This window comes from Arthrobacter sp. ISL-72, from assembly GCF_018613755.1.
GTDB lineage: Bacteria > Actinomycetota > Actinomycetes > Actinomycetales > Micrococcaceae > Arthrobacter.
The window spans coordinates 111,993-123,669 of the sequence record NZ_JAGGPP010000001.1 but is presented as its reverse complement, the minus strand read 5'-3'; the positions used below and the strand labels follow the sequence as shown (position 1 = coordinate 123,669).

The 11,677-nt window shown below is 63.9% G+C and carries 11 protein-coding genes; 2 read left to right on the top strand and 9 right to left on the bottom strand.

What is annotated here, in order from left to right; all coding sequences use genetic code 11:
* Window positions 1–14: 14 nt before the first annotated feature.
* On the bottom strand, window positions 15–2,507 hold the full coding sequence (locus J7I92_RS00625; RefSeq protein WP_214835925.1) for an FAD-dependent oxidoreductase: 2,493 nt from the start codon (window positions 2,505–2,507) through the stop codon (window positions 15–17).
* A gap of 51 nt (window positions 2,508–2,558) precedes the next feature.
* Window positions 2,559–3,473, bottom strand: coding sequence for a formyltetrahydrofolate deformylase (gene purU, locus J7I92_RS00620; RefSeq protein WP_214835922.1), 915 nt, complete (start codon window positions 3,471–3,473; stop codon window positions 2,559–2,561).
* A 121-nt stretch (window positions 3,474–3,594) separates the two neighbouring features.
* Here purU and J7I92_RS00615 point away from each other — a divergent pair, with 121 nt between their 5' ends.
* Window positions 3,595–4,275, top strand: a complete 681-nt coding sequence (locus tag J7I92_RS00615) for a GntR family transcriptional regulator (protein ID WP_214835920.1) — start codon at window positions 3,595–3,597, stop codon at window positions 4,273–4,275.
* A 64-nt stretch (window positions 4,276–4,339) separates the two neighbouring features.
* Here J7I92_RS00615 and moaA read toward each other — a convergent pair whose 3' ends face one another.
* The 4 genes from moaA to J7I92_RS00595 form a co-directional block, all read right to left on the bottom strand.
* On the bottom strand, window positions 4,340–5,464 hold the full coding sequence (gene moaA / locus J7I92_RS00610; protein ID WP_214835917.1) for a GTP 3',8-cyclase MoaA: 1,125 nt from the start codon (window positions 5,462–5,464) through the stop codon (window positions 4,340–4,342).
* A gap of 42 nt (window positions 5,465–5,506) precedes the next feature.
* Complete coding sequence (locus J7I92_RS00605; protein ID WP_214835914.1) at window positions 5,507–5,692, bottom strand: hypothetical protein; 186 nt, start codon at window positions 5,690–5,692, stop codon at window positions 5,507–5,509.
* Between the two features lie 76 nt (window positions 5,693–5,768).
* Complete coding sequence (locus J7I92_RS00600) at window positions 5,769–7,817, bottom strand: BCCT family transporter (protein ID WP_251039291.1); 2,049 nt, start codon at window positions 7,815–7,817, stop codon at window positions 5,769–5,771.
* A 37-nt stretch (window positions 7,818–7,854) separates the two neighbouring features.
* Window positions 7,855–8,205, bottom strand: a complete 351-nt coding sequence (locus tag J7I92_RS00595; RefSeq protein ID WP_214835899.1) for a bifunctional 3-phenylpropionate/cinnamic acid dioxygenase ferredoxin subunit — start codon at window positions 8,203–8,205, stop codon at window positions 7,855–7,857.
* A gap of 233 nt (window positions 8,206–8,438) precedes the next feature.
* Here J7I92_RS00595 and J7I92_RS00590 point away from each other — a divergent pair, with 233 nt between their 5' ends.
* A complete protein-coding gene (locus tag J7I92_RS00590) occupies window positions 8,439–8,633 on the top strand; it encodes an FAD-dependent oxidoreductase (RefSeq protein WP_285290042.1) in 195 nt (64 codons plus the stop codon).
* A 92-nt stretch (window positions 8,634–8,725) separates the two neighbouring features.
* Here J7I92_RS00590 and J7I92_RS00585 read toward each other — a convergent pair whose 3' ends face one another.
* From J7I92_RS00585 to J7I92_RS00575, 3 genes are all read right to left on the bottom strand, one after another.
* Window positions 8,726–9,535 carry an IclR family transcriptional regulator gene (locus J7I92_RS00585; protein WP_214835897.1) on the bottom strand — a complete coding sequence of 270 codons (810 nt, stop codon included), beginning with the start codon at window positions 9,533–9,535 and terminating at the stop codon, window positions 8,726–8,728.
* A gap of 97 nt (window positions 9,536–9,632) precedes the next feature.
* Window positions 9,633–10,205 carry a GNAT family N-acetyltransferase gene (locus tag J7I92_RS00580; RefSeq protein WP_214835894.1) on the bottom strand — a complete coding sequence of 191 codons (573 nt, stop codon included), beginning with the start codon at window positions 10,203–10,205 and terminating at the stop codon, window positions 9,633–9,635.
* Between the two features lie 44 nt (window positions 10,206–10,249).
* Window positions 10,250–11,494, bottom strand: a complete 1,245-nt coding sequence (locus J7I92_RS00575; RefSeq protein WP_396020336.1) for a LuxR C-terminal-related transcriptional regulator — start codon at window positions 11,492–11,494, stop codon at window positions 10,250–10,252.
* Between the last annotated feature and the right edge of the window lie 183 nt (window positions 11,495–11,677).

The following is an 11,677-nucleotide window of genomic DNA, read 5'->3' as shown; positions in this document are numbered from 1 at the left end:
GTCTTCCTGGACTATTAGCCGCGGAGCCTGGACATGGTGGGGTCGTACAGCGGATCCTCGGTGACGGTGGCTTGGATGCGCCGGCCGAAGTACTCGATTTCCACGGAATCACCCAATGAAACTGCACTCGGCAGATAGGCATAGGCGATCGGCTTTGCAACGGTGTAGCCGTAAGCCGCGCTGGTGACATAACCCACTGCCTGGTCCTTGTAGAACACCGGTTCCTTGCCAAGCACGATGCTGCGGCCGTCGTCGACCGTCAGGCAGCGCAGCCGGCGGGACGAGTTTTCCTCCGTGCGCCCTTCCAGGGCTGCCTTTCCGACGAAGTTATCCTTGGCCATCTTCACAGCGAATCCAAGGCCGGCTTCGAGCGGGTCGTGCTCGGTGGTCATATCGGTTCCCCACGAGCGGTAGCCCTTTTCCAGGCGGAGTGAGCTGAAGGCCGCCCGGCCGGCGGCTATTACACCGAAAGGCTGGCCTGCCTTCCACAATGCGTCCCAGAGGCGCTGCCCGTTGTCTGCGCTGGTGTACAGTTCCCAGCCCAGTTCTCCGACATAGGACAGGCGCATGGCCGTTACCGGCACGCCGCCGATGACCACCTTCTTGGAGCGGAAGTAGCGAAGCCCTTCATTGGAGAAGTCGTCACTGCTGACGGTGCTGACGAGGTCGCGTGCGAGCGGGCCCCAGAGGCCGATGCAGCAGGTGCCGCCGGTCGTGTCGCGCACCTGGACCCAGTCGCTGGCCGTTCCGCCTTCTGTCTGGTGGCGTGCCGCCCGCTCAAAGTAGGCGGTGTCGATGTTCCCGTTGGCTCCGAGTTGGAAGGTGTCTTCGCTCAGCCGGGCCACCGTGATGTCGCTTCGGATCCCGCCCGCGTGATCCAGCAGGAGGGTGTAGGTGACTGCACCGGGCTTCTTGTTGAGGTCGGCCGTGGTCAACTCCTGGAGCAGCTTGAGGGCACCGGGACCGGAAACCTCAAGCCGCTTCAGTGGCGTCATGTCGTACATGGCCACCGCGGTGCGGGTCTTCCAGGCTTCGGCCGCGGCGATGGGCGAGCTGAACATCGCCGACCAGGCGTCGCGGGCCGGCGGCTGCCACGCAGCGGGCATCTCCTTAAGCAGTTCAGCGTTTGTTTCAAACCAGTACGGGCGCTCCCATCCGCCGGATTCCAGGAAGAACCCTCCCAGCTGCTTGTGGCGGGCGTGGAAGGGGCTGACGCGCATGTTGCGCGGCGAAAGCTTGGGCTGGAGCGGGTGGAGGACATCGTAGATTTCCACGAAGTTCTGCTGGGACGTTTCGCTGACGTACTCAGGGGTCAGCTGTACTTCTTCGAAGCGGTAGATGTCGCATTCACCGAGGTCCACCTGGGACTTGCCGGTGACCAGCAGTTCTGCAACGGCACGGGCAACACCTGCCGAGTGGGTCACCCACACGGCCTCGGCGACGAAGAAGCCGTCCAGTTCCTTGGACTCCCCAACGAGCGGGCCGCCGTCGGGGGTGAAGGAGAAGATGCCGTTAAAGCCGTCCTCGATGTCGCTTTCCCGCAGCGCCGGGAGCAACTGCTTGGTCGCCTCCCACGCCGGGAGGAAGTCCTCAAGCGTGAAGTCCAGCCGCGAAGGCATGTTGTGTTCGCTGATGCTGTTTGGCTCGTAGTTTCCGAGCTCCTCAAGGTCCACGGGCATCGGCCGGTGGGCGTACGAGCCGATGCCGTAGCGATCGCCGTGTTCGCGGTAGTACAGATCCTGATCCTGGTGCCGCAGGATGGGCAGGGAGGCTCCGTTGGGAAGTTCATTGCGGCCCCGCTGGGCCGGCACCGGCGTGGTCTTGACGTACTGGTGGGCCAGGGGGAGCAAGGGGACAGCCATGCCGATCATGGCGCCGATCTTCGCACCCCAGAAGCCGGCGCAGGAAACCACGATATCGGCCGTGATGACTCCGTCGGGGGTCTGGACGCCGGTGACGCGCCCGCCTGACTGCTCAATTCCGGTGACGGCGGTGTTGCCAAGGTACTTCACGCCCGCGGCTTCGGTGCGCTTGATCAGCAGCTGTACGGCCCGTGCGGCACTTGCCAGGCCGTCCGAGGGGACATGGAGGCCGCCCAGGACGTCCGCGTCGTTCAGGAGCGGATAGAGCTCCTTGCACTCTGAGGGGGAAAGGATGCTGCCTTCAATGCCCCAGGATGCTGCGTAGCCGAGCTTCCGCTTCAGGTCTGCAAGGCGGGTCTCAGTGGTGGCGATTTCCAGGCCGCCAACCTGGTTGAAGCAGCTGACACCGTCCTCGGTCAGCGACAGGAGCTTTTCCACTGTGTACTTGGCGAGTGTCGCCATGGTTTTTGAGGGGTTGGTCTGGAAAACGAGGCCCGGGGCGTGGGACGTTGAGCCGCCGGGCATGTTCAGTGGTCCCTGGTCCAGGACAGTGACGTTGTTCCAACCCCGGGTCACAAGTTCGTCGGCCAAGTTGGTGCCGACGATTCCAGCTCCGATGATGACAATGCGTGGCGTCGATGCCATGTGGTTTCTCCTGCTGATGTTCGTGTGTGGACGCTGCTGGGTGGCCTGTGGTTACCGGAACACGACTGTGCTGGTCTGGTCCAGCAGCACGCGGTGCTCACAGTGCCACCGCACAGCGCGGGACAAGGCCAGGGCTTCCGCATCCTGGCCGATGGTGGAGAGGGTGGTCGGGCCGTACGTGTGATCGACCCGGATGACTTCCTGCTCGATGATGGGCCCCTCGTCGAGGTCCGCTGTCACGTAGTGCGCCGTGGCCCCCACGAGTTTGACTCCGCGGTCGTAGGCCTGGTGGTACGGGCGTGCGCCCTTGAAGCCTGGTAGGAAAGAATGGTGGATGTTGATGGCGCGGCCTTCCAGGGCCCGGCAAAGGTCGTCTGAAAGCACCTGCATGTAGCGCGCCAGCACCACGAGGTCGATGTTGTGCTCGTCAACCAGGTCGAGCAGCCGGCGCTCTGCTTCTGCCTTGGTGTCGGACGTCACTGGAATGTGGACGAACGGGAGGCCCGCGGCCTCCGCCATGGCCCGGTGGGTTTCGTGATTCGAAACCACCAGGACGAGTTCGCCGCCCAGGCTGCCGCCGCGCCAGCGGAAGATCAGGTCATTCAGGCAGTGGCCGAACTTGGACACCATGACGAGGACGCGTTGCTTGGTCTGGTCGTGAAAATTGAACTTCATCCCGAAGCGGTCAGCGATCGGACGGAACTCTTCTTCGAGCTTGTCCGGCGAGTAGGCCGAGGAACGGGAGAATGCGGTGCGCAGGTGAAGCGTTTGGCGGAGGCCGTCGTCGAACTGCTGGTGCTCGTCGATGTTGAAGCCGCGCTCAAACAGGAAGGTGGTGACTGCCTGCACGATGCCCGCTCGTTCGCCGCACGACAGTGTGAGCACGAACTTCTGCACCGCTTTGTCCGCTGCTGCGTCGGGCCGGGCCAGGGTGCTTGTCGATGAGCCGGTATCCACCAGGGTCATGGTTCCTCCTTTAGATATATTCTTGTGTTCTAAACTGATATATTAGATTTACTGCCTAGCGTATACTGGGCGTAGGGTGAGGTCAATAGCCGTAAATGGCTGGATGGAAGGGGTCGCGAGCGTGGCATTTGAATCTCTGGCATTTACGGATGCTGCTGCCGGAAGGTCCCTAGCGGACGTCGCGTATGCGAGCATCCGGGACCGGCTGCTGATGCTGGACATCAAGCCGGGCGACCTTCTTAATGACGAGCTCCTTGCCAAGGACCTGGGGGTGGGGCGCACGCCCGTGCGGGAAGCCCTGAAGCGCCTCGAGCTGGACCGCCTGGTGGTCACCTATCCCCGCCGCGGAACGTTCGCCACCCGGGTTGAGGTGACGGACCTTGCTTTTATCTCGGAAATCCGCGCCCAGCTTGAGCCGCTCGCGGCCGCCCGGGCCGCGCGAGTGGCCTCGCCGGCCACCAGGGAGCGGCTACGCAGCGTGATGGCGGAGGTTGAAGCCTTTGACGTCAGCGCCGCCTCCGTCGTCGAAACCCTGCGGCTCGATGCCAGCGTGCACCAGGGCATTTATGCGGCCGCTGCGAACCCCCACCTGGAAGACGTCCTCATTCGTTACGACAACCTTGCCACCCGAATCTGGTGCATGGTTCTGGACCGCCTGCCCGATCTCTCCCACCATGTGCGCGAGCACCTCGACCTTCTGGCCGCAGTTATCAACGGAGATGAGGCCAAGGCTGCGGAGCTGGCGCGGGTTCACGTCAGTGGCTTCGAGCACGCCGTCCGCCAGGCGCTCTTTGCCGCCTAGCGGACGGCCTCCTGCCGGCTCCGACGGCGCGGGCGGCGGCAAAATACCTGACGAGCACTGCTGATCAGCCTCCGATGGCGCTCATGCTGCGGTCCGGCTGGATGAAGTCGGCGGCACCCAGCCCGCCGTGGTCCATGCCATGGGCCCTGGGCTTGACCCACATGGCGTCCTGCCAGCGGACGGCCAGTTCGTCGTCGTCCGCACCCTCCCGCAGGAGGCCCAGCAGGTCGAACTCCTCGCGCGAAAACAGGCAGCTCATGATCTTTCCCTCGGCTGTGATGCGGGTCCGCCGGCAGTCCGAACAAAAAGGTTCTGTTACTGAGGCGATAATTCCGGCCGTTCCGAGTACCGGTCCCGTGGCCTCTCCGCGGGCGGGGTCCCGGCGACGCACCTGGAACCGGGCTGCTGGTGCCCCGTCACGTGCGCGCGGGTCGGGCCGGAGGCAGAACTCCTGTGACAGAAGTCCATGGATCTCGTCCGCGGTGATCATCGCCCTCCTCGTCCACCCATGATCGGCGTCCAAGGGCATTTGTTCGATGAAGCGCAGTTCGAAACCGTGTTCAAGAGCCCAGGCCAGCAGCCCGGCTGCCTCGTGGTCATTGATCCCGCGCATCAGTACCGCATTGATCTTGAGAGGCCCAAGTCCCACGGCCCGGGCCGCTTCGACCCCGGCCAGTACTTTGCTAAGGAACGGGCGCCGGGTCAACCTTGTGAAGGTCTCCTCGTGCAGGGAGTCGAGGGAAACGTTGATCCGGGTAAGCCCGGTTTCTTTGAGGGCCTGCGCTTTCCGGTCCAGTCCGACGCCGTTGGTTGTCATGGAAATCGGCAGATCCGGATGGTGCTCACGGAGGGCAGCGATGATGGCTGCCAGATCGGGGCGGACCAGGGGCTCCCCGCCGGTGAGCCGGAGTTCCCTCACGCCCAGGCGTTCCACGCCGATTCCAACGATTCGCACTATTTCGCCAGCGGTCATAACTGCCTGCTTCGAGAGCCACTGCAGTCCTTCCGCCGGCATGCAGTAGGTGCAGCGAAGGTTGCATTTATCCGTGACGGACAGACGCATGTCCGTTGCTTGGCGGCCAAAGCGGTCCACCAGGCCTGCTCGCAGGCCTGGTGGACGCGGTTCGGGTGCGGGTCCGCGCCCGTCGGGCGCAGCGCGTAGCACGGGGATGCCCAGCTGAACGGTCATGATTTCAAACTATGCACGTTTCGAGGAACAGCCCCGTCCTCGTCATCGCGAACCCGGGTCGCTGTCAACGTAGGAGCCGGGCCGGGGCGTGGTGTGCTGGCAAGTGCAGCCGCCGTCAACCTGTAACCGGACTGTTACTGGTGTGGATGCGTCGAGCTGGAGGGTCACGGTGTCGCCGCCCTCGCTGGAGACGCGAAGGACGCGTTCTTGTTCCTGGTGCTGGGACATGTTTGGTTAGCCTTTGCTGGTGCGATGGAAGTTCTGTCCCCGGTGCACAGGGTGCCACCGGGGACAGAACAGGGGATTAATTGAGGTCGGTCTGTGGTTTGGTGTCGCCGCTGCCAGGGTTCCCGGGTGTCGGGGTCCCGCTGGTTGAGGTCGCGCTGGTCGGGGCCACTCCGGGGCAATCCGAATCGGAACACTTTCCGGCGCAATCGTGCCTCGTCACGAGGTCGAATTGGACGCCGCCATGCTGTTCCACTCCGGTACGGATGGCCCGTTCCACCACCGAGGTGGCCAGGCGCCGGCGCAGGGACAGGGGATCACGGCGGAGGTCCTTGGCAAGGGCGAAGCACAGCAGCAGCATGACCACAACGAACGGCAGTGCCGCCACGATGGTGATGCGCTGCAAGCCTGACAATGCTTCCGAAGGCTCATCGCCGCCGGCAAGGAGCATGACCGCCGCGACTGCACCGGTGAGCGTTCCCCAGAAAATGACCACTCCCCGCCGCGGCTCCTCGGCGCCGTTGGAACTAAGCGACCCCATCACAATGGACGCCGCATCGGCACCCGTGATGAAGAAGATCGCGACCAGGACCATCGCCAGGACGATGACCGCTGCCGTCAGCCAGGCCGGCATCTGCAGGTTCTTGACCAAATCGAAGAGTGCACCATCGAAATTGATGGAAGGACTTCCGTTGACCATCGTTACCAGGCCGGGGGTGTTTGCCTTGTCGGCTTCCTGCTGGATATGGAACGCCGTGCCGCCGAAGATTGCGAACCAGATGACGCTGACGACGCTGGGGACCAGCAGGACGCCCGTGACGAACTGGCGGATGGTGCGTCCCCGGCTGATGCGGGCAATGAACAGACCCACGAAGGGCGTCCAGGAGATCCACCAGGCCCAGTAGAAGATGGTCCAGCTGGACATCCAGGTGCGCAGGGCCTCGTCGCCGACGGCTTCGGTGCGGGAGGACATCTCGGCGAGATCGCGGGCATAGTCGCCAACCGCGGACGGGATGAGATTGAGGATGAAGAGCGTGGGGCCGGCCACGAACACGATGAGGGCGAGGACGACGGCCAGCACCATGTTGATGTTGGACAGCCATTGGATGCCGCGGCTGATGCCCGACACAGCGGAGGCGACGAAGCAGGAGGTGAGGATCGCTACGATCACCACGAGCACCGGAGTTCCGATTTCCCCTACCCAGCCGTTGGAGGTCATGCCGCTGCCGATCTGCAAGGCACCCAGTCCAAGGGAAGCTGCGGTGCCGAAGAGGGTGGCGAAGATGGCCAGGATGTTAATGAACTTCCCGATCGGCCCTTCAACTGTCCTGATGCCGAAGAGCGAGGTGAAGGCCGCGGAGATCAGTTGCCTGCGGCCCAGTCGGTACGTGCCGTAGGCCATGGCGATTCCGACGACGGCGTACATGGCCCAGGGGTGCAGGGTCCAGTGGAAGATGGAGGTGGCCATGGCGGTCTGGATCGCCGCGGGCGTGCGGCCGTCCACGGTTCCCGGCGGCGGCGAGATGTAGTGGTAGAGCGGTTCGGCGACGCCGTAGAACATGAGCCCGATGCCCATGCCGGCCGCGAACATCATGGCGACCCAGGAGACGGTCCGGAATTCAGGCTTCTCGCCGTCCTTGCCCAGGGGAATGTTTCCGAACTTGCCGAGGGCCAGCCAGAGGACGAACACAACGAACAGGGAGGCCAGCACCATAAAGAGCCAACCGGTGTATTCCATCACCCAGTTGAGGGCGTTTGTGGAGGTAGCGGACAGGCTGTCCTTGCCTACAAAGCCCCAGATCACGAAGGCGACGGCAATGGCGCCTGTGATTCCGAAGGTGACTTTGTCGAGGGTGAGCTTGCGGTTCCGACGTTCGGACACTGCCTGCTCGGTCTTGGTCTGGCGCAGCTCCTCAAGGATCTGTGCGTATTCTTCTTCATCCGGCAGACTTGCTGTTTCATCCTCTGGTTCGAGGGCTGCGGCCGGAATTTCGTCCGTGGAGATAGGTGTTACTTCGGTGGAGCTATCCGTACCTACAGGGTCCGGATTTTTGGGGGAATCCGCCGGATTGCTGTCGGCAGGAAGCCCGTTGGGCTTGGGGGATGTTAGTTCACTATTGATAGCCATGAGCGGGTCCTTTGCTCGGCGAGTCATGGGCTTGCGTTTAAACATGGCCTTCGGGGGTTAAACCGGGCGGAAGGTTGGGGGCTTCGTCCGATTCGATGACCATGATGTTGCCGTCGACGATTTTTACTTCGTGGGTGCGGACCGGCAGTTTGGCCGGCGGGGCGTCCAGGGAGCCAGTGCGCAGGTTGAACCTGGAGGCGTGGAGCGGGCACTCGACCCAGCAGTCCTCTACGTAGCCGTCGGCCAGTGAGGCATCCTGATGGGTGCATGTGTCGTCGATGGCGAAAATCTCGCCTTCCTCGGTGTGGAAGATGGCGATAGGCGGAGCGGTATCGAGCCGTATTGCCTCCCCGGGAGCGAGTTCACTGAGCGGGCAGGCCTTGTGCATGGTGCACCTCTTTAGAGTTCAGGGACTAAGTTCGCAAACGCTGGGCGATGGGGATCGGGAGCGTTCCGCGACAATCAACACATTTCGCGGTAAGCAACAGAGTGCGCCACGTCACACGTCAATGTCAAGGTGTTCGGGCCCTTGCGCCAGTGCCTTGACACCGCCAGTGTCATGCGTCACTCTGTTGCTTATCGTGATGATTGTTGCGTATAAAGCAATTAGGAGGGTGGATTATGGAGACGCTTGCGATCGTGGGAGCTTCCCTGGCCGGCCTTTCGGCAGCCCGGGCAGCCCGCGCTCGAGGCTTCGCCGGCCGGCTGGTCATCATTGGCGATGAACAGCACCGTCCGTACGACAGGCCCCCGCTGTCAAAGGACTTCCTCCTCGGGGACTCCGTTCCCACGAATTACCCCGCCCCGGGGGCTTAGCGCCCTGCGGCTCATTGAGTCTGTCAAATCGATGTTTCGGCAGGCTCAATCATTTTAAACAGAACTCGATCTGCCTCTCGGGTTCGGCTGAACTATCGCCGGGTGTAGCCCATTTTGGCGCTGATCTGCAGTCCCGCCTGTTTGAGCCCCTCGAGGAGGCCGGGAGCCTCCTCGGGTTCAAAGCGGAAGGCCGGCCCGGAGATGCTGACCGCACCAATCACCACACCCAGATGGTTGTACACCGGTACAGCCATCGAATTCAGCCCGATTTCGAACTCTTCCCGGACCACGCCGTATCCATCCCGGGCGACGTCCACCAACTGGTTCTCCAGCTTGCTCCGGTTCGTGATGGTGCGTGGCGTGCGGGCAGGAAGCCCGGTCTCCTTCAGGATCCGGTCCCTTTCTTCCGCGGTTAGCGCAGCCAGCAGGACCTTTCCGCTGGAGGTTGCGTGGAGCGGCGTCAGGCTGCCCACCCAGTCGTAGGTGGCGAGCGTGGACGGACCCATGGCCTGGTCCACGTTGACCGCGTAGTTCGAGCGCAGGACGGCGAGATTCACCGTTTCCTTGAACTCCTCCGCAAGGCTCTCCAGCATGGGCCTGGCCTCACGCACCAGGCTCAGCCTCCCGGGGATGGAACTCGCCAGCCGCAGGATGCCAAACCCCAGCTGGTACTTCCCCCGTTCGCTGTTCTGGTGAACCATTTCCCGGCTCACCAGCGACCCCATCAGCCGGGAGACAGTGGACTTGTGGATGCCCATCTCCTCTGCGATTTCGCTCACGCCCGCATGGCCGTCACGCGCCAGGATTTCCAGGACAGCAAGTGCCCGGTCCACCGACTGGACACCACCGTGCTGGCCGCCGTCCGCATCGTTGTCGGTTTCGGTGTCATTGTTCGAAGCCATGATCCATACTCTCCAGTAGTTTCTGCGGCTTCGATCCTATGACGGGAAGTGTGACGTAGGCCGCATTGCGTTAAGCGCCTTAACGAAGCGCCGCCCATCAGCGCAGCTCGCGGCGCATGAGCACGCGCGGAAAGCCGTTGATCACAGACCCGGTGTCGGCTGCCTTGGTGAACCCTGCCTGTTCGAAGAGGCTCCGTGTGCCGACGTACGCCATGGTGAGGTCCACTTTCCTGCCCTGGTTGTCCACCGGGTAACCCTCGACGGCGGGCGCACCGTAGCTCCGGGCGAACTCCACCGCACCCTGCAGCAGGCGATGCGAAATTCCCTTGCCGCGGGACCCCGGCCGAACCCGTAGGCACCACACCGACCACACGTCGAGATCATCCACGTGCGGAATTTTGCGGTTGCGGGCAAAGCTGGTGTCGGCGCGCGGGTGGACAGCCGCCCACCCCACTACCTCGCCGCCGTCGTACGCGAGCACCCCGGGCGGCGGATCCTGCCGCAGGAGCTGCTTCACGAGGGCGCCGCGCTCAGGGCCGCGCAACTCAACGTTCTGTTTCGAGGGGATGCGGTAGCTGAGGCACCAGCAGACAGTGGCATCGGGGCGCTTGGGCCCAACCATCGTTTGAACGTCCTCGAACAGCGTCGCCGGACGAATTTCGATTGCCATGCCGCCACCCTGTCACCGGTATTGGGCAGGGGCAAGGGTGCTGGCTAGCGCAGCCCGCCGCTGTGGGCCATCGCGATGGCTTCCGTGCGCGATGAAGCGCCCACCTTCCGGTAGATGTTCCGAAGGTGGAACTTCACGGTGTTCTCGCTGATGTGCAGTCTTGCGGCGATGGCCCGGTTCCGCTGGCCGGCGGCGAGCAGCTGCAGGACATCGAGTTCGCGCTCGCCAAGCTTCCAGCCGGAGACATCTGCCAGCGGGCCGGCCGGCGGGTCGAGGGGGAGTGAGACGGCGACGTCTGCCCCCCAGCCGGACATCACGTCCACCGACATGCGGCCGTTGAGGGCTTCCACTCGCTGGCCGAGGCGGGCCATGTTCGGTGCCTCCCTGGACAGTTCGCCCGGGCCGTCGTCGCGGACGTTGACCAGGAGGTTCTCGCCGTCGCAGTCCCACTGGGTGCGGATCCGGCGTAGGCCGCCCTGATCCACCATGGCAAGCACCAGTCCCCGGACGATCGCCCGCGCCGCGTGGGCGACTTCGCCGGGCAGGGCGCGGCCATTGAGCGGAGGCTCGATGAACTGGACGTCGATTCCGCTGAAGTGCATCAGCGGCTTCAGGTCCTCGCGGAGGCGCTGGAACGCGGTGGCGACCGGTTCCTCCACGAGTTCCGTGGTGCGGTCGTTCAGCGTGCGGAGTCCCACCAGGGCCTTGGCAGCGACGTCGGTGGCTGACTTCCGGGCTGCTTCGTCGCTCAGGGCGGGGGAGCGCAGCGCCGCGAGCAGCGTTTCCAGGGTGGTGGAGTGGCTGTCCACCAGTTCCGCTGTCACCCTGACCCGCTCGGCGGATGCGGCGCGGGATTCAATGAGGTACGACGGCGGCGCATCGGCCACCTTCTCCCGGATGCGTTCGGCTGCGAGGGCCCAGAGGTAGCGGAGCGTCCGTTCTGCCTCCGCGTGTCCGGCCGGATCCGGAAGAGGCTGCGGGTCTGTGAAAACCAGCAGGGCGTTGCTCGGCGATGAGAGGGCCAGGACCATCCGTTCCTGACCGCCGAGGACGGCTTTGCCCTGCCAGGTCCCGCCCTCCGGCAGCAATCCCCGGATGTGGTCGAGTTCGGCAATGGAAACCCGGCTGATGACGGCTTCGTCGCCGGCTTTCTTCTGTGGCCGGCCGGTGCAGTCTTCGGTGAAGATGACCAGGGCGCTGCTGCCCAGGTAGGGGAGCACGGCGTCCCGCAGCCGCTGTGCGATGGTGGCCAGCGGCGCCGTGGACAAGGCGGCTATGGCGCCAAGCAAAGACTGCGCCTCCTCGACCGACCGGGGGAGCCCGGGGGTGGGAATAAACAGGGCAGCACGGGCATCGGAGGGTTTGCTCACCTGCCCATTCTACGTTTCTCCGGCCCCTTGCCTACCCCTTTGGGTGGTTAAGACCATCCCATCATGGCGTTGGGCCTGCCCCGCAGGTGGGTCAGGATGAAT

What these genes read in the sequence shown, in the direction of transcription:
- J7I92_RS00625 (WP_214835925.1), bottom strand. Translation starts at nt 2,507, where the DNA reads ATGGCATCGACGCCACGCATTGTCATCATCGGAGCTGGAATCGTCGGC.
- moaA (WP_214835917.1), bottom strand. Translation starts at nt 5,464, where the DNA reads ATGACCGTTCAGCTGGGCATCCCCGTGCTACGCGCTGCGCCCGACGGG.
- J7I92_RS00605 (WP_214835914.1), bottom strand. Translation starts at nt 5,692, where the DNA reads ATGTCCCAGCACCAGGAACAAGAACGCGTCCTTCGCGTCTCCAGCGAG.
- J7I92_RS00580 (WP_214835894.1), bottom strand. Translation starts at nt 10,205, where the DNA reads ATGGCAATCGAAATTCGTCCGGCGACGCTGTTCGAGGACGTTCAAACG.
- J7I92_RS00590 (WP_285290042.1), top strand. Translation starts at nt 8,439, where the DNA reads ATGGAGACGCTTGCGATCGTGGGAGCTTCCCTGGCCGGCCTTTCGGCA.
- purU (WP_214835922.1), bottom strand. Translation starts at nt 3,473, where the DNA reads ATGACCCTGGTGGATACCGGCTCATCGACAAGCACCCTGGCCCGGCCC.
- J7I92_RS00600 (WP_251039291.1), bottom strand. Translation starts at nt 7,817, where the DNA reads ATGGCTATCAATAGTGAACTAACATCCCCCAAGCCCAACGGGCTTCCT.
- J7I92_RS00585 (WP_214835897.1), bottom strand. Translation starts at nt 9,535, where the DNA reads ATGGCTTCGAACAATGACACCGAAACCGACAACGATGCGGACGGCGGC.
- J7I92_RS00595 (WP_214835899.1), bottom strand. Translation starts at nt 8,205, where the DNA reads ATGCACAAGGCCTGCCCGCTCAGTGAACTCGCTCCCGGGGAGGCAATA.